This window comes from Salinibacterium sp. NSLL17, from assembly GCF_015864935.1.
GTDB lineage: Bacteria > Actinomycetota > Actinomycetes > Actinomycetales > Microbacteriaceae > Rhodoglobus.
This window is the reverse complement of record NZ_JADYWH010000001.1, coordinates 1421194-1443012: the sequence shown is the minus strand read 5'-3', so window position 1 is coordinate 1443012 and position 21819 is coordinate 1421194. Positions and strand designations below refer to the sequence as shown.

21 protein-coding genes are annotated in these 21819 nt (G+C 61.4%); 10 read left to right on the top strand and 11 right to left on the bottom strand.

All coding sequences use genetic code 11. From position 1 onward, the window contains the following. Window positions 1–114: 114 nt before the first annotated feature. Window positions 115–1518 carry an anthranilate synthase component I family protein gene (locus I6E51_RS07065; RefSeq protein WP_197109823.1) on the bottom strand — a complete coding sequence of 468 codons (1404 nt, stop codon included), beginning with the start codon at window positions 1516–1518 and terminating at the stop codon, window positions 115–117. 11 nt (window positions 1519–1529) lie between these two features. Between I6E51_RS07065 and I6E51_RS07060 the strand changes: the two genes are divergently transcribed. Together I6E51_RS07060 and I6E51_RS07055 are read left to right on the top strand one after the other, a co-directional pair. Next, window positions 1530–2294, top strand: a complete 765-nt coding sequence (locus tag I6E51_RS07060) for an aminotransferase class IV (protein ID WP_197109822.1) — start codon at window positions 1530–1532, stop codon at window positions 2292–2294. A gap of 73 nt (window positions 2295–2367) precedes the next feature. Continuing rightward, window positions 2368–3048 (top strand): DedA family protein, encoded by a 681-nt coding sequence (locus I6E51_RS07055; protein ID WP_197107131.1) that lies wholly within the window; start codon window positions 2368–2370, stop codon window positions 3046–3048. A gap of 83 nt (window positions 3049–3131) precedes the next feature. On the opposite strand, the gene I6E51_RS07050 is transcribed toward I6E51_RS07055, so the two are convergent. The 5 genes from I6E51_RS07050 to I6E51_RS14530 form a co-directional block, all read right to left on the bottom strand. Beyond that, window positions 3132–4043, bottom strand: coding sequence for an ABC transporter substrate-binding protein (locus I6E51_RS07050; RefSeq protein ID WP_197105850.1), 912 nt, complete (start codon window positions 4041–4043; stop codon window positions 3132–3134). 2 nt (window positions 4044–4045) lie between these two features. Continuing rightward, complete coding sequence (locus tag I6E51_RS07045) at window positions 4046–4798, bottom strand: ABC transporter permease (protein ID WP_197105851.1); 753 nt, start codon at window positions 4796–4798, stop codon at window positions 4046–4048. Continuing rightward, window positions 4795–5472, bottom strand: a complete 678-nt coding sequence (locus tag I6E51_RS07040; protein ID WP_197105852.1) for an ABC transporter permease — start codon at window positions 5470–5472, stop codon at window positions 4795–4797. Before I6E51_RS07040 ends, I6E51_RS07045 begins: the two co-directional genes overlap by 4 nt. After that, window positions 5469–6296, bottom strand: coding sequence for an ABC transporter ATP-binding protein (locus I6E51_RS07035; protein ID WP_197109821.1), 828 nt, complete (start codon window positions 6294–6296; stop codon window positions 5469–5471). The genes I6E51_RS07040 and I6E51_RS07035 overlap by 4 nt, the downstream gene beginning before the upstream one ends. Before the next feature lie 129 nt (window positions 6297–6425). After that, window positions 6426–7076 carry a TetR/AcrR family transcriptional regulator gene (locus I6E51_RS14530; RefSeq protein ID WP_197105854.1) on the bottom strand — a complete coding sequence of 217 codons (651 nt, stop codon included), beginning with the start codon at window positions 7074–7076 and terminating at the stop codon, window positions 6426–6428. A gap of 103 nt (window positions 7077–7179) precedes the next feature. Between I6E51_RS14530 and I6E51_RS07025 the strand changes: the two genes are divergently transcribed. From I6E51_RS07025 to I6E51_RS07010, 4 genes are all read left to right on the top strand, one after another. After that, complete coding sequence (locus tag I6E51_RS07025; protein ID WP_197105855.1) at window positions 7180–7863, top strand: SOS response-associated peptidase; 684 nt, start codon at window positions 7180–7182, stop codon at window positions 7861–7863. 59 nt (window positions 7864–7922) lie between these two features. After that, window positions 7923–8975, top strand: coding sequence for an App1 family protein (locus I6E51_RS07020; protein ID WP_197105856.1), 1053 nt, complete (start codon window positions 7923–7925; stop codon window positions 8973–8975). Between the two features lie 79 nt (window positions 8976–9054). Next, window positions 9055–10851, top strand: a complete 1797-nt coding sequence (locus I6E51_RS07015) for a glycoside hydrolase family 15 protein (protein WP_197105857.1) — start codon at window positions 9055–9057, stop codon at window positions 10849–10851. Continuing rightward, window positions 10848–11891: an FUSC family protein gene (locus I6E51_RS07010; RefSeq protein ID WP_197109820.1), complete on the top strand. Its 1044-nt coding sequence runs from the start codon at window positions 10848–10850 to the stop codon at window positions 11889–11891. Before I6E51_RS07015 ends, I6E51_RS07010 begins: the two co-directional genes overlap by 4 nt. A gap of 25 nt (window positions 11892–11916) precedes the next feature. On the opposite strand, the gene I6E51_RS07005 is transcribed toward I6E51_RS07010, so the two are convergent. Beyond that, window positions 11917–13107: a glycoside hydrolase family 3 N-terminal domain-containing protein gene (locus I6E51_RS07005; protein ID WP_197109819.1), complete on the bottom strand. Its 1191-nt coding sequence runs from the start codon at window positions 13105–13107 to the stop codon at window positions 11917–11919. Between the two features lie 33 nt (window positions 13108–13140). Further along, a complete protein-coding gene (locus tag I6E51_RS07000) occupies window positions 13141–13611 on the bottom strand; it encodes a hypothetical protein (RefSeq protein WP_307783856.1) in 471 nt (156 codons plus the stop codon). Between the two features lie 68 nt (window positions 13612–13679). Here I6E51_RS07000 and I6E51_RS06995 point away from each other — a divergent pair, with 68 nt between their 5' ends. Beyond that, window positions 13680–14501 (top strand): UbiA family prenyltransferase, encoded by an 822-nt coding sequence (locus I6E51_RS06995; RefSeq protein ID WP_197109818.1) that lies wholly within the window; start codon window positions 13680–13682, stop codon window positions 14499–14501. 51 nt (window positions 14502–14552) lie between these two features. Here the strand turns inward: I6E51_RS06995 and I6E51_RS06990 are convergent, their stop codons facing one another. The 3 genes from I6E51_RS06990 to I6E51_RS06980 are packed head-to-tail and all read right to left on the bottom strand — an operon-like array spanning window position 14553 to window position 19465. Beyond that, entirely contained in the window at window positions 14553–15938 is a 1386-nt protein-coding gene (locus tag I6E51_RS06990) for a DHA2 family efflux MFS transporter permease subunit (RefSeq protein ID WP_197109817.1), read from the bottom strand. 45 nt (window positions 15939–15983) lie between these two features. Continuing rightward, on the bottom strand, window positions 15984–18533 hold the full coding sequence (locus tag I6E51_RS06985) for an RNA helicase (RefSeq protein WP_197105863.1): 2550 nt from the start codon (window positions 18531–18533) through the stop codon (window positions 15984–15986). Window positions 18534–18571: 38 nt separating this feature from the next. Continuing rightward, window positions 18572–19465, bottom strand: coding sequence for an EamA family transporter (locus tag I6E51_RS06980; protein WP_197109816.1), 894 nt, complete (start codon window positions 19463–19465; stop codon window positions 18572–18574). A gap of 69 nt (window positions 19466–19534) precedes the next feature. Between I6E51_RS06980 and I6E51_RS06975 the strand changes: the two genes are divergently transcribed. The 3 genes from I6E51_RS06975 (at window position 19535) to I6E51_RS14415 (ending at window position 21814) form a co-directional block, all read left to right on the top strand. After that, window positions 19535–21013 carry an SDR family oxidoreductase gene (locus I6E51_RS06975; RefSeq protein WP_197109815.1) on the top strand — a complete coding sequence of 493 codons (1479 nt, stop codon included), beginning with the start codon at window positions 19535–19537 and terminating at the stop codon, window positions 21011–21013. Next, on the top strand, window positions 21007–21246 hold the full coding sequence (locus tag I6E51_RS06970) for a hypothetical protein (RefSeq protein ID WP_197105866.1): 240 nt from the start codon (window positions 21007–21009) through the stop codon (window positions 21244–21246). The genes I6E51_RS06975 and I6E51_RS06970 overlap by 7 nt, the downstream gene beginning before the upstream one ends. Window positions 21247–21319: 73 nt before the next feature. Then, window positions 21320–21814 carry a cation:proton antiporter regulatory subunit gene (locus I6E51_RS14415; protein WP_197105867.1) on the top strand — a complete coding sequence of 165 codons (495 nt, stop codon included), beginning with the start codon at window positions 21320–21322 and terminating at the stop codon, window positions 21812–21814. Window positions 21815–21819 lie beyond the last annotated feature (5 nt).

The following is a 21819-nucleotide window of genomic DNA, read 5'->3' as shown; positions in this document are numbered from 1 at the left end:
AGGGGGCCAAAAAGTGTCGGGCAATTCCATTGTCTATGAGTTGACGTCTCTCACAGTACACAGCCGCACGGTAGACCGGTCGTTCACTACAGCCGAGAGCGGATGCACGGGGCCTTAGCCGGCCGGAACACCGAGCACTCGCAGCAGTGCTGCCGCTTTCAACTTGACCTCGGCGAGCTCTTCGTCAGGCACCGAGAGAGCCGTAATACCTCCGCCGGCGCCGATCGTTGAGCCCCCAGCATCCATGACGATGGAGCGGATGACCATAGCTAGGTCTACGGCACCGTCGAGCCCCACATACCCGAAGACCCCGGCGTAGATGCCGCGCGGAGCACGCTCGAGAGTGTCGAGAATGAGGGTCGCCGAATGTTTGGGGGCGCCCGTCATTGATCCCGCCGGGAAGGATGCCTCGATCGCGTCGACGGCACCGACATCAGAGCGCAATTGACCCCGGATGGTGCTGACGAGCTGGTGCACAGTGGCGTAGCTTTCCACGGCGAACAGCGTCGGCACCGTAACGGACCCGACCTCGCAGACACGACCGAGATCGTTGCGCATGAGGTCCACGATCATGAGGTTCTCGGCGCGTTCTTTATCGCTCGCGAGAAGCTCGGCGGCAAGCCGCTGGTCTTCCGCAGGATCGGTGCGGCGGCGACGGGTGCCCTTGATGGGCTTCGTCTCAATCAGCCCCGTGGGATCGATTGCCAAGAACTGTTCGGGCGTTGAGCTGAGCAGGGCGGTCTCCCCCACCTGCAGGAAGCCGCCGTGATGGCTCGGGTTTACCTGCCTCAAAGCGAGGTACGTCGCTACCGGATCAGCCACGTGGTCGACGTGCACGCTCGTCGTGAGACACAACTGATAGGCATCGCCCTCAACGATCGACCGCTGGCAGGCCGCGATCATTTCGAGATACTCGGAGTCGGAGTCGCGCCAGACGGCGATGGGCACGGGCGCTGAAGTCGGCGCCGGGGCTGGGTCCGAGCCAAAGGTTACTAGCGGCGCCGCGGCTGGAGCTGTGGGGCGCGTCGACGCGGCCTCTACGAGCGCCGCGATACGCTCGCGCCACTGCGCGAGCTCTCCCCTCCAACTCTCGCCGAGAGCGAGCAGGCTCAGCGACTGAGACCCGTGATCGAAAACGATGACGCGGTCTACCCACAACCAGGCGGCATCCGGGGTCGCTGCGGGTGTCGTGATGGGCACACCGAGGGATTCGCCGCGCAGTTCGTAGCCCAGCCACCCGATCCAGCCCAAACGGAAGCCAGCGGGGGCGGCGGAGTGATCGACCTCCGGCATGGTGAACTCGCGCCGCATCCACTCGAAAACAGGTTCGTTGAGATCAGTGCTCAGCACGGCTCTGCTCGACACAGCGAGATAGCTGCGCCCAGAGTGAGCCGCAGCACCGCTGTCGAGCCAGACTGCGCCAGCAGCATCCGAAGCGCACTGCGCCATAAGTTCGCTAAACACCGCCGCGGGATCGACCCAGCGCGGCAGGTCAGCAGTCAAGACGCGAGAGCGCATAACCTAAGCCTATGAGTGCGGACGCAATATATCGGTGGCAGAACGACAAACTCCTCGAGATCTCACCTCAGGAGGTGCCGGCAACCCCGATGATCGTTGCCGATTCGTGGCTCGTCACGTCAGGTTCGGTGCTCGCCCTCAATCTTCACCGCCAACGATTTCTGGATGCCGTACCCGCCAGCCAGCAAGAAACTGCCGACAATTTTTTCACGGCTGCGATCGCCGCTCTCCCCCGCGCTGGCACGTGGTTTCCGCGTGTAGAGCTCCGCGGAGCCGAGTTCTTTCTGCGCTTGCGCGCGAATCCCGAACTTCGCCGTTCCGCCACGGCTGCGAGCTTTCAGGGTGATGACCCGCGCACTGAGCCCACGGTGAAGGGCCCCGATATCGACGCGATGGGAGCGTTGCAGGCGGGAGCCCGCGCCCACGGAGCAGACGAAGCGATACTCCTCACCGAAGAGGGCTACGTCATCGAGGGTGCCTATAGCGCAGTGTTGTGGTGGCGCGGCGAGATCCTGTGCGGCCCACCGACAGAGTTCGAGCGAATCGATAGCGTTACGGCGCGCAGCGTCCTCACCTTGGCGCGGGCGCTCGGGCTCGATACTCACGAAGAAGCAGTGACCCCGGCAGAACTGGAGGGCACCGAAGTGTGGGTGGTGAATGCCCTGCACGGCATCCGTATTGTCTCGAAATGGATCGATGGCCCGGAGCTGGCTGAAAAGCCTGGTCGCCTCGAACAGTGGCGCACGCGGCTTGGCGCTCTGGCTCGGCCTATTTAGCCAGTTCGCTTTCGGCTTCGCTCGCTAGGCTCGATCTGTGCATCTCGTTGACCTCGCCCTAAACACTGAGCCGATCGCTGCCGCTGGTGGCTTCAGCCAGTGGGTCAATGATGCGCTGAGCTACATTCTCGACACGGTGCAGTCGGTCGACCCGGTCCTGCGCACGGTTCTGGCTGGCGTTGCCATCATGTTGGAAACTTCGATCTTGGTTGGCCTTCTGGTGCCCGGCGACACCGTCGTGTTAGTGGCGAGCAGCGCGGTAGGCAGTGTGTTCGAGGCGAGCATCCTGATCGCCGTCGTGATTGTGGGAGCCCTCATTGGCGAGAGCGTTGGTTTTGCTCTCGGACGCTATTTCGGCCCCAAGATTCGGCACTCGCGGCTGGGTAAACGCATTGGCGAACAACACTGGGTGCAGGCCGAACGTTATCTCGGACGCCGCGGTGGCATTGCCGTCTTTATCTCGCGATTTCTTCCCGTGCTGCACTCGCTGATTCCCGTAACAGTGGGCATGAGCACGATGCGTTACCGCACCTTTATGGCGTGGACCGTGCCTGCGACGAGCATCTGGTCGATCGCCTACGTTTCGGTCGGCGCGCTCACGGCAGGCAGTTTTCGTGAGCTTCTCGATCAACTCCACTACGCGGGCTACGTCTTCGTCGCGATCGTCGCGGTTCTCGCCATCGGCACCGTGATCGCCAAAAAACTGCTGCATCGCTCGCAACAACGTCACATGGAACATCAGGACAGCGAATAGGCGTTAACGACCGAGGGGCGGATGCACGTGCATCCGCCCCTCGGTGCTGGACTAGCCAGCAGTGTGTTGTTTTTTAGCCTGCGTTAGCTCAGACCGTTTTCGCTCAACCATGCGCTAGCGATGTCGTCGGACGACATCTTGTCAACGGTGCTCTGCACGTTGAGAGCAACAAGGCCCTCAGGCGTGAGCTTGGCGCTCACAGCGTTGAGCACGTCAGCAACAGAGTCAGCGATATCTGCATTGACGATCGGAACTACGTTCGAAGCCAAGAACAGGCCCTCGGGGTCGGCCAAGGTGACAAGGCCTTCCGTCTGGATGCGCGGGTCAGCGCTGTATACGTTGGCCATATTGATCGTTCCCGCTACGAGGGCGTCAACCGTGGTGTCACCGGTGGCCGTAAAGCCGACGGTGGCGCCGTACACGTCCTGGAGTCCTGCGGGACCGTAAGGACGCTCTTCGAGTTCAGCGTTTCCACCGAGCTGAAGGTCACTGACACCCGCGAGATCGGCAAGAGTCGTCAACGAGTTGTCGGCGGCGAAGTCAGCAGTCACGTTGTAGGAGTCCTGATCGGTGGCAGATGCCTGATCGAGAACGGTGAGACCCTCAGGAAGTGCGCCAGCGAGTTCTGCATAGACCTCGTCTGAAGCGGTAGCCGTGGTGTCGGCGCTGTAGAACTGGAGAAGGTTTCCCGTGTACTCGGGCATGATGTCTACTTCGCCGCTTTCAAGAGCAGGAAGGTAGGCGTCGCGCTGACCGATCTGGAACTGACGCTCCACATCAAAGCCGGCGTTTTCGAGTGCCTGCGAGTAGATTTCCGCAATGATTTCGTTGGAGTAATAAGCCTGCGATCCTACGACGATGGTGTCGCTAGAGGCGTTGTCATCACTCGATCCAGTGTCCAGGGGATCACTAGTTGCACACCCTGACAGGGCAATTGCAACCCCGACCGCGGCGGCGCCAAGCGCGAGCCGGCCTTTGTTCTTAGCTGTGAACATTTCTATCCTCTTCTTTCTTGGGCAACTTTTGCTGCCACCGGACGTCGTCGAGGTGACGACGTTCGGACATCTTTAGCACGCCCAGCCGAAACTCCGCGGGGAATCGCGAATTGCTGGAGGAGCGCGAAAACACCATCGAGCACGAGCGCTAACGCCGCAATGAGTAGTGCGCTGCCCAGCATCTCGTCATAGCGCTGAAGCGGTAGCCCGCGGAAAATGTATATCCCTAGACCGCCGAGACCCACGTAGGCCGCGAGAGTTGCCGTCGCGACCACCTGCAGGGTTGCGGCGCGGAGCCCACCGATCAGCAGTGGGAGCCCGAGCGGAACCTCCACCTTCCACAGGATCTGCCATTCCGTCATGCCGACTGCACGAGCAGAATCGATCACTCGACGGTCTACCGCCTCAATTCCCGCATAGGCACCGGCCAAAATCGAGGGAATAGCGAGCAGTACAAACGCGGTGATCGCGGCGAGCTGGAGTTGGACCGAGGTCACACCGATCAACAACACGAGAAGCAGGATGAGCCCGAACGACGGTAGCGCTCGTGCCGCTCCTGACAGCCCGACAGCAAAGTCGCGACCCTTGCCCGTGTGCCCGATGTAGAAGCCGAGCGGCACTGCAATGAGCGCCGCGATAATCACGGAAATGGAGGTGTAAAAAAGGTGTTCTTCGAGACGCAACGGGATGGCGTTGCTGCCCTCAAGGCGCTCAGGAGAGAACAGCCACTGCAGCGCTTCGGCGAGAAGGTTCACGCGGGTGCTCCTTCCAGTGCGGGAGCAGGCGACTTCTTCTTCGAAACAGAAGCCCACGGCATGAGCAGCCGCCCAAGAAGCACAAGCCCACGGTCAATGAGCAATGCGACGATCACGGTCATGACCACGCCAGCGAAGATCTCTTCCAGAATGCGACGCTGAAAGCCGTTAGTGAAGAGGTAGCCGAGGCTCTCGACACCGATCAGGATTCCGACGGTAACCAGACTCACCGTCGACACCGCGGCGACACGGAGGCCGGCGAGTACGACGGGGCCCGCGAGCGGAAAGTCCACTGTCCAGAAACGACGCCAGCCGCCGAACCCGACGGCGGTCGCTGATTGACGGATTGCAGGGTCAACCGAGGCCAGAGCATCCGCCACCGAGCGAGCCATGATCGCTACGGCATACAGCGTGAGCGCGATCGTGATGTTGAGCTCGCTCAAGAAGCTGATGCCCAAGAAGGGTGGAAGGATCACGAAAAGCGCGAGCGAGGGAATCGTATAGAGCAGACCAGCGAGGGTCAGCAGGATGCCCCGAGTGAGCTTGAAGCGATACGCCAGCCACCCGAGGGGGATCGAAATGAGGAAGCCAAGAACGATCGGCAAAATACTCAACCGAACGTGTTCGAGCGTGAGGCCCCAGATCAGATCAAGATTATTGATGATCCAGGTCACGCGAGCTCTGACCCTCCTACAAGAACGCCGGCGCCGCGGCCTTCACTGTCGACAAGAATCGTGCCGTTCGCGGTTTTCTTGAGCGTGAGCGCACGCTTGCCGCGGTCGGTGCCAATGAAATTGGCCACAAAATCGCTGGCAGGAGCTGCCATGATTTCGGTGGGGCTGCCAACTTGAGCGATCTTGGCGCCCTTTTCGAGAATGACAACCTGATCGCCGAGCAAGAATGCTTCGTCGATGTCGTGCGTCACAAACACGATCGTTTTATCGAGCTCATGCTGCAGCCGAATAGTTTCTTGCTGCAACTCCGCTCGCACGATCGGGTCAACCGCGCCGAAGGGCTCATCCATCAGCAGGATGTTGGGGTCGGCGGCAAGACCGCGCGCCACACCGACGCGCTGCTGTTGCCCACCTGAAAGCTGACTCGGGTAGCGGTCTGCCAAACCGCGGCCGAGGCCAACCGTATCGAGCAGTTCGAGCGCTTGCTCGCGCGCCTTCTTTTTCGGCACGCCATTAAGCATGGGCACCGTAGTGACGTTATCGATCACTTTGAAGTGCGGAAGAAGCCCGGAGTTCTGCATAACGTAGCCAATGCTGCGCCGCAGAGCTACGGGTTCTTTGCTCATGATGCTGACGCCATCGATCTCGATGTCGCCGTCCGTGGGATCGACCATGCGGTTGATCATTCTCAGCAGCGTTGTCTTGCCGCTGCCGGACGAGCCGACGAAGACCGTAATCTTGCGTGACGGAATCACGAGATTAAAGTCTTCTACGGCCACTGTCCCATCGGGGAAACGCTTGGTTACTGCTCGAAATTCAATCATAATTTCGGCTCATTCCTCGCGCCTCTACGCGGATCGACACTTGCCAGCACTATTAGCTAAACAGTATTCGACGCCGCTGTCATTCCCGATTGGGCATAACTAAGGCAAATTCGCAGAAAGCGAACTGAACTACCAGCCGATGTTCTCCACAATGAAGCCTCGAACATACGAGGTGCTCACCGTAATGAATTCGTCATCGCCCTGGGGGTTCATCAAGAATGCGCGCGCCACAAGGGCATCACTCATCTCGAGAGCCGCTTCAAGCGTGAACCGCGTTGCCGCAGAGTTCTCTACGCCAAAACGAGCCGACAGTGCTTCAACGATGCGCTCAGCAACCAACGACTTGTGCGTGCGGCCGTTCGGCAGCGGGCGCAAGTCAAGTTGATCTCCTACGCGCAATCCGCGGAAGCCCGGTTCGGTGCGGTACGTGTAAATAACGGACTCGAACGCGGTGCTCAGCGCTGTACGCCAGTCAGTGTGGGCTGGGTCGTTAATCGCATCTGTGATGCGAGTCATGACGCGCTCAAAGTTGCGCGAACCCAAAGCCTGAAGCAGAACGATGCGGTCGGGGAAGTAACGGTAAACGGTACCGATCGACGCTCCCGCGCGTTCGGCAACCATAGCGGTGGTGAGTCGCTCAATGCCGACCTCGTCGACGATGGATGCAGCTGCATCAAGTAGTGCGGTTAGACGAGCTGTGCTTCGTGCTTGCACGGGCTCGTTGCGTAGCGAGACTGCTGGTTCAGTCACGATTTCAACGGTGCTTGTTTGTGCGGACACAATGGCCCCCTTCTCGGTGTCTGATCAATCCTAACCTTTAGAACGATTGTTCTACGTGGGGTAGAAGCTCACTTTTTCTGACAAAGAGCCGTAAAATCCATATATGTGCGGTCGATTTGCTATGGACGACACGGTGAATCAGATGATCACCGAATTTGTTTCGGCGACCGGTAGACCACCTGAGGAGTGGCAAGCTGACTGGCTAGCGACCCCCATCGTGCGGCCGACCGATCAAGTGCCGATCCTGCTCAAGACGGTGAGCGACCGCGACGATTCGGAGTCAGAGGTGATCCCCCGAGCCGCACTCGCCCAGTGGTGGCTTACTCCCCCGTTCTCTCCCGTACTGCGCGGAAAGTATCCAACCTTCAACGCTCGCAGCGAGACGGTGACCGAGAAACCTACTTTTCGGTCCGCCGTAATCAACCAACGTGCCGTGTTGCCCGCGATCGGATACTTCGAAACGCAAAAGAGCGGGCCGAAGCCTGTTCCCTATTACATAGCGCCGCCCCAAGGACTCCTCTTCTTCGCCGGCCTCTACTCATGGTGGAAAGATCCCGCAGCCGACCCGAGTGATCCCGCGCGCTGGCATCTGACGACCACAATGTTGACGCAGGCGGCAACCGGAGCACTTGCCGACATCCACGATCGGATGCCGGTCATTGTCGCTAAGGACGCCATCGACGAATGGATCGACCCTCACACCCGTGGTGACCGGTTATTGGTCGACGCGATGGTTACCGCATCCGCAACGTTGAGTGAACAATTGCGCGCTGAGCCGCAGCGTTAGGCCACCAGAGCGAACGCATGTGCACCCCGGATGACCACCAGTCGCCCTAGGCTGGAGTAATGGCTCGAACCAGCACATCCAGCACTCCGTCGAAAACGGCGGGCGAGTTCCTTCATCGAGCCGCCCGCATCGAGGATTCGTTTCACCGGTGGCGCGAACGTCGTGGTCGCAAGCGCGGCCTCACCACCACGATCATCCCGTACAGCAGTTATGGTGCTCCCGGCTGGGCCCGAGTGCTGTGCCGTGTAGTGCTGACTCGAGGAACCGAGACATCAAAGAAGCGCGCCGAGAAAGTACGTGGCTGGCGCAGTTTCTTCAGCATCCCCGTTGATGACGAAGTCGTCACCGTGACCATCGGCGGAACGAAAGTGGAAGTCACCCCGAGCCGCGGTGGCGTTATTGATACTCAAATTAGTGCCACCCTCAGCCCCGGCTGGCAGACCGCCACCCTTGATTCCGCTGGTGCGGAGCCCGCGACCGCCCACATCTTCGTAGTGGACCCCCAGTCGACTTTCGGCGTGATCTCTGACGTCGATGACACCGTCATGGTTACCGCGCTTCCTCGCCCGCTTCTCGCCGCCTGGAACACCTTCGTGCTCGACGAACACGCCCGACGCCCGGTAGCGGGCATGGCCGTGCTGTACGACAGGATCGCTCGCGCGAACCCCATCGCTCCCGTGATTTATCTCTCGACCGGCGCGTGGAATGTGGCCCCAACTCTCACTCGCTTTCTTCGGCGCAATCTCTACCCGCGCGGAGCAATGCTGCTCACCGACTGGGGGCCAACCCACGATCGTTGGTTCCGCAGCGGCGCTGAGCACAAACGTGCCGAGCTGCGACGTCTAGCCGCAGAGTTTCCGAACGTGAAGTGGCTCCTTGTAGGCGACGATGGCCAACATGACGAAGAGATCTATGGCGAATTCGCTCGTAGTCATCCCGACAACGTCTCCGCCGTCGCCATCCGCCAGCTCTCGACCGGTGAAGCAGTTCTCGCCGGTGGACGTAGCCGGTCGGCAGAGGACGAAGACACGTCCTCGATCCCGTGGCGTTTTGCGCCAGACGGTGCACGCCTTGCTATTGAGCTGCGTGAACTCGGTCTCATCAACGACTAACGTCACATTTTTTGTTAAATTTGGCGCACGATGCACCGATGTACAGGGTCACGGCCTTTTACGCTGCAATGATTGAACAATGGCGTTACCTATCGAAGACTATGCCCTCATCGGCGACTGTCAGACTGCTGCCCTCATCGGAAAAGACGGCAGTATTGACTGGCTGTGCTTTCCGAGATTCGACTCCGCATCGATGTTTGGAGCGTTGCTTGGCAACGAGGACCATGGCCGCTGGTTAGTGGCTCCGCGGGCGAGCGTGGATGCTCCCGCTACCGTCACGACCACGCGCAAGTACCAAGACAACACCTTCATCCTCGTCACCAACTGGGTGACGGAAGACGGCGAAGTTGAAGTCACTGACTTCATGCCGCACGGCAACCGGCGGGCCGATGTCATCCGCCGCGTGCGCGGAATCCGCGGCAGCGTGGAGATGTACGCCGAACTGTTGATTCGCTTTGGCTACGCCACCGCTTTGCCGTGGCTGCACCAAGCGCCCGAATCGGGCGGTCACGCCATCATCGGCGTTGCTGGTCCCGATGCCATCGTTGCTCGCGGCGTTGAGATGCACGCGTCAGACCACACGCACCGTGGTGAATTCACCGTGAGCGCTGGCGAGGTTCGCGACTTGACCATGACGTGGTACCCCGCGCACCGCAATCCACCCGCCGAGGTCAACGTGGATTCTGTGCTCGAGACCACAAGTCAGTGGTGGCTTAACTGGTCGGCTCATTGCGAGCCGACGGAACAGTATCGCGAGATCGTCAAACGATCGCTACTGGTTCTCCGCGTGCTCACCCACGAAGACACCGGCGGAATCGTGGCTGCGGCGACGACCAGTCTCCCGGAGTGGTTCGGCGGCACCCGCAACTGGGACTACCGCTACGTCTGGCTCCGCGACGCGGCACTGACTCTTCACGTTCTGCTCGACCACGGTTATGTTTCCGAGGCCGAAGACTGGCGCCGGTGGTTGCTCCGCGCCATTGCTGGTGACCCCGCCGATGTTCAAATTATGTACGGACTGTCGGGAGAACGTTGGCTCGAAGAGCGCGAACTCACCTCTCTGCCCGGCTACGAGGGCGCGTCGCCCGTTCGTGTGGGCAACGGCGCGTTCGACCAGTTCCAAGGCGATGTTTTTGGCGAAGTTATGGTGGCCCTTCAGGCTGCTCGACGCTCCGGCGTGCACGAGAACGACTTTTCGTGGCCCCTGCAGCGTGCCCTCATGTCTCACGTTCAAGACAATTGGAAACGCCCCGATAACGGCATCTGGGAGATCCGCGGGCCAGAACGTCACTTCACTCACTCTCGCGTCATGCTGTGGGCCGCGATGGACTGCGCAATCACTGCCGTCGAAGAGTTCGGTCTCGATGGCCCCATTGAGACGTGGAAAGAGATCCGCGAAGAGATTCACCAAGAAATCGAGCGCGAAGGCTGGGATGCCGAACGCGGCACCTACACGCAGTATTACGGTGGCACCGGAGTCGATGCGTCGCTACTGCAACTCCCCCAGGTCGGCTACCTTGCCGCTGATGACCCCCGCATGCTGGGAACAGTCGCTGCGATTGAAGAAGAGCTGCTCTCCGATGGGCTCGTGTTGCGCTACCTCACCGAAAGTGGCGTCGACGGGTTGCCTGATGGCGAAAACCCGTTCCTCACGTGTTCCTTCTGGTTGGTTGAGCAGTACGCCTCCTCCGGCCGGATGGATGATGCGACGACTCTCATGGATCGTCTCGTCGGCTTTGCGAACGACGTCGGACTCATCAGCGAGGAATACGACACCGTGAACAACCGCCAGGCGGGAAACACCCCTCAAGCACTCAGCCACTTGGCACTCGTGCGCGCCGCCGATGCAATTTCGGAAGCAAAGATGCCCCGGTGAAGTTTGTAACGACGCTCGTTATTGCACGTCGTTCTCCGCTGCTGCAGGTAGTTAAAACATCTGTCGCAGCAATTATTGCGTGGCTTGTAGCGGGCTTCGTCGTGCAACAACCGCTTCCCATTTTCGCCGCGATCGCGGCGCTGCTTGTGGTGCAGCCCAGCGTCACGCAGTCGATCGAAAAGGGCCTCGAGCGCAGCATCGGTGTGGTCGCGGGAGTCGTTATCGCTCTCGGGGCTGGGCAACTCTTCGGAGACTCCAGCTGGGTCATCCTGATGGTGATCGTGCTTGCAGTGGTGCTCGCGTGGGCGTTGAAACTCAGTGCGGGGTCTGCCAACCAGATTCCCATCAGTGCCATGCTCGTGATCGCGCTGGGTGGCCAGAATGCTGAATATGCCGTTGATCGCATAATCGAGACGATCATCGGCGCCATGATCGGTCTCATCGTGAACCTTGCGATTGTTGCGCCTGTCATCGTGAGCCCCGCGCACACTGCGGTGTCACTGCTCACTAAGCACACCGCCGCTGCACTGGAATCCCTCGCTTCCGCACTACGCGCACCAAAAACGGATGCCGAACTTGATGTTTTGCTTGCCGACTCACGCCACCTCAAAGAGCTTCGCGACGCCGCCGCCGCCGCCCTGCGCAAGGGTGCAGACAGCCTGACGTTGAATCCCCGGCGCAGCAAACACCACCGGATGCTGCACCGCGACCGGGAGCTCTTCGCGATGCTCACCGTGCTTGTGACACGAACGCTCGGGATGGCGCGTGCCATTCACGACCGCTACGACTCCGACCTCGCGACCGACCCCGTTGCGCTCTCCATCGCGGGCGAGCTCGAACGCGCCGCCCACGACCTGCGGCTGCGTGGCCGTTCCCCGAGCGAGCGAGAAGCCGCGCCTCCGACGCGGGAACTGCTTACTCTCACCGCTCCGCTCACGGTGTTGACACCGCATCCGCAGCACTGGATCTTGATCGGTTCACTACTGGAGGATGTTCGTCGCGTGCACGAAGAAATCGTCGGCGACAAGCCAACCGGCTAGCAATTGAGCCGGCGAGCGTCGTTCGTCAGCCTGCGATCGTGACGCAGTCAGCGAGACAGTGTACGAAGCGACCGGTCTCGCCCGATAGGCCGCGGCGCAATTCGAGTAGCTTCAGCGCAGCCTCGTCGATGACAGCTTCGTCGAGTTCACCCTCGTCAATAGCGTGCGACACCGCCGTCACGATGCCGGAAGCATCAACAGCGCCGACATACAGGAGCATCGTGTTACCCGCCCCGATAGCGCGCACCGCGTTAGTGACCTGGTCGGAATATTCCGCTACCCCGGAGCGCTCCAGCATGCCCATGTCATCGGTGATTGACACCCCGTCAAACCCCAGATCGTCGCGCAGGATGTCATGCCAGCGTGCCGAAAAAGTGGCCGGCTCCGGGTCAACCGCGGTGAACTGAAGGTGCCCAAACATCACGAGCGGTGCGCCGGCGGCGATGCCGTCTTCGAACGGCACCGCGTGAGTGGATTTCCAGTCGTCAAATGACAGCGCAGTCGTCGGAATACTCGAGTGTGAGTCCCCCGCCGCTGCCCCGTGACCCGGAAAGTGTTTGAGAGTGGAAAGAATCGGAGATTCACCCTCCACCGCCTCGGCGACGCGAGCCCCGGCATCCGCCCCCGTGCCGCCAAACGAGCGTTCGTAGATAAAGCTTGATTGGTCGCTTGCCACATCGGCAACGATTCCGAAGTTGACTGACACCCCCACCGACTCGAGCAGGGCGCCGCGTTGGGCAAAGGCGTCGAAGGTGGCTTGCGGGTCACGATCGCGCAGTTCATTGGCCGATGCCGCGTCATCCGTCGGAACGCGACGCACGATGCCGCCCTCCTGGTCGGTGGCGACCAATACTGGCAAGCCAGCCTCGTCACTGAGTGCTGCGGTGTCCGCGGTGAGCTGGCTGAGCGTGCTCGGGATGTTGTCGCCCATCAGGATGAAGCCACCGACATCCGCGAACTCCGCACTGATCCGCTCGGCCGGAGACACTCCCGGAATGTGCACCATGAGCATGCTCAAGACTTTTTGCCTCACCGTCATCGTGGAGAGACGATCGCGGGCATACTGCGCAATCGGATCGGCCTGCACCGGATCCGCACGCGGCACAAAGGTCGGTGCTGGCACGACGGCAGATTGCGTGGTGGCCGTGCAGCCGACGAGCGCGAAGGTGACGGCAAGTGCGACCGCAAACGCAGGAAGTCGGCGCGCACTCGTCATGCTGCGATGGTACCCGGGATCAGAAAACCGAGGTTAAGAAAGCCACGTGAGGGAGGCGAAATCTTCGGCGGTGAGGCCAAACTCGTCTGTTGCATGGGCGACCGTCGTGCGCACATCGGGCACCTCGACATTTTTGCGCGTAATGATGTCGATCCCCGACGGGGTAAGCCTCGACCGCGAGAACCGCAACACCACGGTGTCGAAAGCGTCATCGGCCCCGACTACCTGCCAGCGGCTCGTCAACACTTTGAGCCAGCCCTGACCGCGCCACACAAATTCGTCGCCCAGCAGCCGGTCTGTGCCCACGATTGTCTTCGTTTCGCCGGAACGGGTGGTGTAGCTGACCGTGTCGGAAAGCGTGAGCTCTTCGCCCTCTGCAGGCTCATAGGTGAACTCAGGATTATGACGGGTGCCATCGAGCCACATCGGAAAATTGGTCGCCGCAATCGCCCACGTACCTGGCAGCTTGGCGGCGAGCACCGAAGCATCAAAAACATCACTCACAGGATCAACATAGGACACAATGTCTGTGAGTAAGCATCACGACTCGTGCCAAACGTTACTCTTGCCTCATGTTGCGCGCCCTTGCCCGGTCCACCCACCCTGGACCCACCGTTGCCGTAACCCTCATTGCGTGCGCGTTGGCGTGGGGTGCCGGCCTCGACGGCTGGCGCGTTGCTGTAGTGACGGTCATGATTCTGCTCAACCAGATCTCCGTTGGACTCTCCAACGACTGGCTTGATGTCGCCCGCGATCGCCGCACCGGACGCACAGACAAACCCATCGCGAGCGGCGAAGTGTCGACACGACTCGTGGCGACCATTGCCATCGTCTCGGCAGTGGCATCCGTCGGTCTGTCGTTGACTCTTGGCCCGCTTGCCGCTCTCGCCCATGCCGTCTTTCTCGCCAGCGGCTGGTTCTACAACCTCGGACTCAAGTCGACGGCTGCCTCCGTCGTGCCGTACATCACCGGCTTCGGGGCCCTGCCCGCCATCGTGACACTGGCCGCGCAACCGCCGCACCTCGCAGCGGCGTGGGTGATCGTCGCCGGGTCGCTGCTCGGCGTGGCCGCGCACTTCAGCAACGTGCTTCCGGATTTGGAGGATGATCGGGAGACCGGTGTGCGGGGGTTGCCGCACTACCTTGGCTCCCGAGCATCCGGAATCATCATTGCGGTCAGCCTCGTGGCCGCATCGCTCACCATTGTGTTCGGACCGGGCACACCACCCACCATCGTCGGCTATCTCGGCGTCGCCGCGATCCTCGCGATTGCCGTCGTGAGCCTGACGCTCATCGCCCGCAACATCATGAAGCGGATGCTGTTTCGCCTCAGCATCGCCGCAGCGCTGATTAGCGTGGTGCTCTTATTGCTGTCGGCACCGCAGCTCAGCTAACGCGCTCGGCTGAGCTGCCGAACAGCAGAGCAACTGAACCGCAGAGCGGCCTCAGGACAGCGGCGGAGCGGCATCCGGAATCGCAGGATCTGCCGAAGAGGCATTGCGGATGCCTAGGAACGACACCAGCGCCCCGGCGAACAGCAGCGATGCCATCACGATGACAACCCGGTGAAAGTTTTCGGGGGCGAGCGGCCCCACGACGATCACGCCGATGAGGGCGACGGTGATGAGCCCGGCGATGCGGGACACGGCATTGTTGACGGCAGAACCGATGCCGGCCTGTTCCGCGGAGATCGCCCCCAAGATCGCTGACGTGAGTGGAGCAACGGTCATAGACATGCCCACGGCGAAGAGAAGCACGCCCGGCAAGACCTCGGTGAAGTAGTTCACCGTCTCTCCCATCCCCAAGAACGTGATGTAGCCGCTGGCACCCAAGAGCGGCCCGAGTGTCATGAACCAGCGAGGCCCATACCGGCCACTGAGCCGCCCAAAATAGGAAGAAAGCAGGATGATGCCGATCGACGATGGCAAGAAGGCCAGCGCCGCAAAAGTGGCCGAATAACCCGCCACTTCTTGCAGGTAGATGACGACGATGAAACCGCCGAGCGCCAGCCCACCGTAAATGAACATCGTGGCGATATTGCCCATACTGAAATTGCGGTGGCGGAACAGCTCGAGAGGCAACATGGGCTGCGGCGCCCTGCTCTGCCAGAACACGAAAGCGACAAGGCTCAGGATGCCGACCACGAGAGGTACGAACACGACGGGGCTCCCCCAGCCGTAGTTCCCTTGCTCGATGAGGGCGAAGACGGGGCCGCCGAGACCGACGATTCCCAACACTGCACCCAGGTAATCGATGCGGGTATTGGCCTTACGTTCGTCTTTGTGACCGAGCAACACGATCATCCAGAGGGTGACGGCAATCGGGATTACATTGATCGCGAAGACAAGGCGCCAGCTCAGAAGGTCGACGAAGAGTCCACCGAGAACGGGCCCGACGAGAAAGGCGGCGCTCGTCCACGCGGTCCATTGGCCAATCGCGTGCGCCTGAGCAGCACCCCGGAACGACGACATGATGAGCGCCAGCGAACTCGGAACCAGCAAGGCTCCAGCCACCCCTTGCAGTCCACGGAACGCAATCAGAAATTCTGCCGTCGGCGCGACCGCGATCAACAGCGACGCAACCCCAAATCCGATAAGCCCGACGCGCACAATCACAATGCGGCCGAAGACGTCGGAGAGTGACCCCGCCAACAGAATGAGCGAACCGAGCGTAATGAGATACGCATCGACAACCCACTGCTGCGTGCTCAGCCCACCGCCCAACTCAGCACTGATCGCCGGAAGGGCAACGTTAATGACAGAGCCGTCGAGAAACGCTACAAAGGACGCGAGAATCGCGACAACGAGAACGAAACGCTGATTGCGGAGCATAGAAGAATTCAACACCGATCTGGGCGCGAATATGCCGAGCCGCGGCTAATCAAGGCGAGTGAATCCCGTCACGCGAACCACAGCAATACCCTCAACGGCAGATTCGGCGAGGTCAACCGTCGCAGTAATCGCCCAGTCGTGGTTGCCTGCGGGGTCTTCAATGATCTGACGCACGTGCCACTGGCCCGGCTCCTCGGTGATGGCGATCATGGCGGGGCCGCGCGCGTCGCCCGCCACCGAGAGGGTGTCGTGCTCGTCGAAGTAGCGGTCGAGTGCCTGACCCCAGGCCTCCTCATCGAAGCCGGCTGCGGCATCCAGCTCGCCGAGAGCGACCGCATCGTCGCGGGCCGCCAGCTGCACACGGCGGAACATTTCGTTGCGCACGAGCACCCGGAAGGCCCGACCATTCGTGACAACGGATGCCGGGGTCGGCGGCAGCACGGGCTCGCCGCTGGTGGCGGAGTCGACCCCCGCTGTCATGGCTTCCCACTCGTCGATGAGGCTCGAGTCGACCTGGCGCACCAGTTCGCCGAGCCACTCGATGAGGTCGAGAAGTTCGTCGGTTTTGGCGTCATCCGGAATCGTTTGACGTGTTGCTCGGTAGGCATCGGACAGGTAGCGCAGCACCAGACCTTCGCTGCGCGCAAGACCGTAGAAGCCAACAAAGTCGGCGAAGGTCATGGCTCGTTCGTAGAGGTCGCGCACGACAGTCTTGGGACTGAGTTCGAAGTCGCCGATCCAGGGCTGGCTCGCGCTGTACATGTCGAACGCCGCCGTGAGCAACTCTTCGAGCGGCTTGGGCCAGGTGACTTCTTCGAGCAGTTCCATGCGCTGGTCATACTCGATGCCTTCGGCCTTCATCGCCGCGACGGCTTCACCCCGGGCCATGAACTGCTGCTGCGACAGAATCGGTCGCGGGTTATCGAGCGTTGCTTCGAGTACCGAAATCATGTCCAGCGCATACGTGGGTGATTCCTTGTCGAGCAGGTCGAAGGATGCCACGGCAAACGGCGAGAGGGGTTGGTTGAGAGCGAAGTTCGCCTGCAGGTCGACGGTCAGTCGAATCTCAATACGTTCGTCGAAGCTCTCGACTTCTTCGCCATCCACGATCATGGTGTCGGAGACGCGGTGTTCTTCGACAATCTCGGCGGTGCGCAGGGTGCGGTAGATCGCCAGCGCCTGCTTCGCCAGTTCACGTTGCTTGGTGCGGGGTTCGTGGTTGTCTTCTACGAGAGTGCGCACGTTCGAGAACACATCTCCCCCGCGGGCGATCACGTTAAGGATCATGGCGTGATTCATGCGCATGTTACTCGTGAGCTGCTCTGGCTCGGCCGCGATCATGCGGTTGAAGCTCGCTTCGCTCCAGGTCACGAACCCGTCGGGAGCCTTCTTACGCACGAGCTTGCGCAGCTTCTTGGGGTCGTCCCCCGCTTTGGCCACCATCTTGGCGTTGTCAGATTCGTGTTCGGGCGCTTGAGCGACCACTGTTCCGGCGGTGTCGAAGCCGGCACGGCCCGCTCGGCCCGCGATCTGGTGGAATTCGCGCGCGGTGAGCTGGCGCATCCGAGTTCCGTCGTACTTCGTGAGCTGGGTGAGCAGAACAGTGCGGATGGGCACGTTGATGCCGACACCCAGAGTGTCGGTTCCGCAAATGACGCGCAGCAGTCCGCGCTGAGCCAGTTGTTCGACGAGGCGACGGTATTTGGGCAGCATGCCCGCGTGGTGCACACCGATGCCCGAGCGGATGAGGCGTGACAGCGTCTTACCGAACACCGTCGTGAAGCGGAAGTCACCAATGGCATCAGCGATCTCGTCGCGTTGCTCGCGCGTCACGACCTTGAGGCTCGTCATCGCTTGGGCACGCTCCAACGCAGCGGCCTGCGAGAAATGAACAATGTAGATCGGGGCTTGGCCCGTCGAGAGAAGATCTTCGACCGTCTCGTGAATCGGGGTGAGCGCCCACGAGTAGTGCAGAGGAACGGGGCGTTCCACACCCGTGATGAGGCTCGTCTCGCGGCCCGTGCGGCGGCTGAGGTCATCCGCCAACGGCTGCATGTCGCCGAGCGTGGCCGACATCAACACGAACTGCACCTTCGGCAAGATCAGCAGCGGCACCTGCCACGCCCAGCCGCGATCGGGGTCGGCATAGAAATGGAACTCATCCATCACTACCTGGTCGACCCGGGCATCCGCGCCTTCACGCAGCGCAAGGTTGGCGAGGATCTCTGCCGTGCAACAGATGATGGGCGCATCCGCGTTGACGGATGAATCGCCGGTGACCATGCCGACGTTTTCGGCACCGAAGACCTCGACGAGCGCGAAGAACTTCTCACTCACCAGCGCCTTGATCGGGGCCGTGTAAAACGTGCGTTGGCCCTGGGCCAGCGCGATGGCGTGCGCGGCAATAGCGACGAGAGACTTGCCCGTGCCCGTGGGGGTTGAGAGGATCACGTTCGCGCCCGAGACGAGTTCGATGACGGCTTCATCTTGCGCGGGATAGAGAGTCAACCCGCGATCGGATGCCCACCCGACGAAAGCGTCATAGGTTGCGTCTGCGTCAAAGGGCGTCGGAAGCGCATCCAGAAGTGAGGCCATTGTTCCACCGTAGCCGGGTCAGCAACCCTCTGAGCACGCTAGCTGAGCGCGAGCATCACCGAAGCGACGAGGGCGAGCAGCATTCCGAGAAGCTGAATACGGCTGACCTTCTCGTGCAGCGTGAAGCGTGCGAGCACAATCGTGGCGAGCGGATACAGGCTCACGAGCACTGAAACAACCGCCAAGCTTCCCGCCTGAAGCGCAAAAAGAATGAACGCATTGGATGCCCCAACGAGCACACCACCGGCGGCGGCAAGAATGCGCGCCCGGCTCACGCTCACGACGGGCCCGCCCTCGGGCTGGTGATCGAACTGGGCGAAGAAGCCGCGCAGCGGAGCACTCACCCGGGTGAAGGCAAGCAGCAGAAGCATCACGGCGAGTCCCACCAGAATCTCGACGACCACGGTGGCGAGTCCCGCGGATTCTGGCGCATGGTCAAGAGCGATGAGGGCACCACCGAGACTGACCCCGGACACAATGCTGACCACGACGGTGCGGGGGCGAACCCGCGCAGCAGAATCTGAGCGAGTGACCGACACCAGCAGAGCACTGACGAGCGCGAGCACTATGGCGATCCACGCTTGCGCCGGGAGTTGTTCGCCAGCAATAACCGCAAACGCGACCGGAACCACCGCGCCTACAACCGCGATCAATGGCGCGACCAAGCTCATCGGGCCATCCGCGAGGGCAGCGTAGAAGGTGAGCAACCCCACGATGGCGGCCACGCCGGAGACCCCGCCCCAGAGCAGGGCACCCGGTTCGAAGCTCACGGGAACGAAGAGCATCGCAATCAGGAGAGAGACGGTGGCGAAGACGTGGATGATCGTGGTTGCGGGCACCACCTGCAAGCGTCGAGTGCTCAAGCCTCCGAAGAAGTCTGAGACACCGTAAAACACGGAGCCGGCGAGGGCGAGCACGACGCTGAGGATCATTCCGCCAGCATACGGCTCGTACGCTCCCGTACGAGCCAAACGGGGCTGCCGGCGCGGGTAGAATTGGGTGTGCTTAATTCCAGCGATCTCCCCGAACATGACCCCGCCGTTGTGGATCCGGGTGAGCTCGAAACCACGCTCAAGGTGCTCAGCCAGATGGCCGGCATGGACGAGGAGCACCCCGACTTCGTGACGGTGCGCCGCGCTACCGCCGCCATGTTCAAGGCCGTCAAGAAGGAGCGTCGTCTTGAGAAGCGCGCCGCGATCGCCGATGCCGACCGCGAGGTGATTGCGGCAACAGCCACGGGCGCTGCCGACCGCATCGATGACGAGACTCGCGGCATCCCGATTTCGACGAACACTGAAGCGCCGACGGCGGGCGAGCTGATCAAGGCGCGCCCCTGCTACATCTGCAAACAGCCCTATACGACCGTTGACTCGTTTTACCACCAGCTCTGCCCAGACTGCGCGGCGTTCAATCACGCCAAGCGTGACGCCCGCACCGATCTCACGGGCAAGCGCGCCCTTCTCACGGGTGGCCGCGCCAAGATCGGCATGTACATCGCGCTGCGTTTGCTGCGGGATGGCGCGCACACGACGATCACGACCCGCTTTCCTCGGGATGCCGTTCGTCGTTTTTCGAGCTTGCCCGATTCGGCAGACTGGCTGCACCGGCTCCGTGTTGTCGGAATCGACCTCCGCGATCCCGCTCAAGTGATCGGGCTCGCCGAGTCGGTTGCGGCCCAGGGTCCGCTCGACATTCTCATCAACAATGCGACTCAGACGGTGCGCCGCTCCCCCGGTGCCTACCAGCCGCTCGTCGACGGCGAGCTGGCACCGCTGCCCGATGGCCCGTTGCCCGAGCTCACGACCTTTGGCCACACGAACGACCCGCATCCGCAGGCGCTCGCGCAGTCCGTGTCGGCTCACCCGATTTTGGCTGCAGCAGCGACGCGGGCGGAAGAACTTACCGAGCAAGCGATGACCGCTGGCTCGAGTTCGCTGGAGCGCCTCGCTGCGGGCACGGCGATTGATGCTGGCGGGCTCGTTCCCGACCTCGACTCGATCAACTCGTGGACCCAGCATGTCGACCAGGTTGACCCGCTCGAGATGCTCGAAGTGCAGCTCGCGAACACCACAGCGCCGTTCGTGCTGATCTCAATGCTGCGTCCCTCGATGGCAGCCTCCACTGCTCGACGCAAATACATTGTGAATGTGTCGGCAATGGAGGGCGTGTTCGGTCGCGGTTACAAGGGGCCGGGGCATCCGCACACCAACATGGCGAAGGCAGCCGTGAACATGCTCACCCGCACAAGCTCGCGCGAAATGTTTGAGAGCGACGGCATTCTGATGACGAGCGTCGACACCGGTTGGATTACGGATGAGCGCCCCCACCCCACCAAGGTGCGGTTGGCAGAAGAGGGCTTTCATGCGCCGCTCGACCTCGTCGATGGTGCGGCCCGGGTCTATGACCCCATCGTGCGCGGTGAGGATGGCGAAGACCTCTTTGGCATCTTCTTGAAGGACTACGACAAGAGCTCATGGTGACCCCGGCCGAGTTTTTGAAGGCGACCGCAAGCGGTACGCGGGTTGTCGTGCGTCATCTGATCGAGGATGGCCGCGCCACTGACTCCCTCGGCTACTTTCATCTCGCCGACGACACCCACTGCGTGGTTGCGACCAATCGCGGTCTCGAGACGATTGAATTGGCGAAAGTGATCGCCGCCAAAGAGATTCCGCCACCTCCGGCGCCCCGCCCCCGGGCAGGGTCTCCCGAATAGTAGGGGATCAGCGTAATGAGGCGTAGGCTTCTCGCTGGACTATTGGCCACTAGTGAATTGGTAAGTTGGAACCGTGGGCGTAAGAATCGAACGAATTGACCTTCCCGGTTTTGGTGTGCGTAATGACGTCATCACCACGTCAGGATGCCGCGTCAGCGTAGTTTCGCTGCGATCAGGAGAACGCGATCTCGCTTTCTTCAACGCGGATGACCCTGACTCGAACGCGGCGTCAATCTCGTTGAGCGATGATGAAGCATCCGCCATCGCCGAAGTTCTCGGGTCGTCGCTCACACTCAGCCGCCTGTCTGCACTCGGCGAGAAGGCCGAAGGGCTCTTCACCGAAGAGATCTCGCTGCCCAATGGCTCCGGCTTCGTCGGCCACCCCATGGGCGCCATGAAAGCCCGCACCCTCACGAGTGCCTCCATCGTTGCCATCGTGCGTGGCAGCGATGTTGTCGCGTCGCCCGGCCCCGAGGTCGTGTTCGAGTCTGGTGACGTCATCGTTGCTGTCGGTACTCGCAAGGGTCTCGACGCCCTCGGCAAGCTCATCAATAACGGCCCCAGCTAAGAGCT

Bases quoted from the DNA above. Each gene is read 5' to 3' on its own strand.
- I6E51_RS07060 (WP_197109822.1), top strand. From the start codon at position 1,530: ATGAGTGCGGACGCAATATATCGGTGGCAGAACGACAAACTCCTCGAG.
- I6E51_RS07050 (WP_197105850.1), bottom strand. From the start codon at position 4,043: ATGTTCACAGCTAAGAACAAAGGCCGGCTCGCGCTTGGCGCCGCCGCG.
- I6E51_RS06985 (WP_197105863.1), bottom strand. From the start codon at position 18,533: ATGGCCTCACTTCTGGATGCGCTTCCGACGCCCTTTGACGCAGACGCA.
- I6E51_RS07065 (WP_197109823.1), bottom strand. From the start codon at position 1,518: ATGCGCTCTCGCGTCTTGACTGCTGACCTGCCGCGCTGGGTCGATCCC.
- I6E51_RS07005 (WP_197109819.1), bottom strand. From the start codon at position 13,107: ATGACGAGTGCGCGCCGACTTCCTGCGTTTGCGGTCGCACTTGCCGTC.
- I6E51_RS06995 (WP_197109818.1), top strand. From the start codon at position 13,680: ATGTTGCGCGCCCTTGCCCGGTCCACCCACCCTGGACCCACCGTTGCC.
- I6E51_RS07020 (WP_197105856.1), top strand. From the start codon at position 7,923: ATGGCTCGAACCAGCACATCCAGCACTCCGTCGAAAACGGCGGGCGAG.
- I6E51_RS07035 (WP_197109821.1), bottom strand. From the start codon at position 6,296: ATGATTGAATTTCGAGCAGTAACCAAGCGTTTCCCCGATGGGACAGTG.
- I6E51_RS06970 (WP_197105866.1), top strand. From the start codon at position 21,007: ATGGTGACCCCGGCCGAGTTTTTGAAGGCGACCGCAAGCGGTACGCGG.
- I6E51_RS06980 (WP_197109816.1), bottom strand. From the start codon at position 19,465: ATGATCCTCAGCGTCGTGCTCGCCCTCGCCGGCTCCGTGTTTTACGGT.
- I6E51_RS06990 (WP_197109817.1), bottom strand. From the start codon at position 15,938: ATGCTCCGCAATCAGCGTTTCGTTCTCGTTGTCGCGATTCTCGCGTCC.
- I6E51_RS07015 (WP_197105857.1), top strand. From the start codon at position 9,055: ATGGCGTTACCTATCGAAGACTATGCCCTCATCGGCGACTGTCAGACT.
- I6E51_RS07025 (WP_197105855.1), top strand. From the start codon at position 7,180: ATGTGCGGTCGATTTGCTATGGACGACACGGTGAATCAGATGATCACC.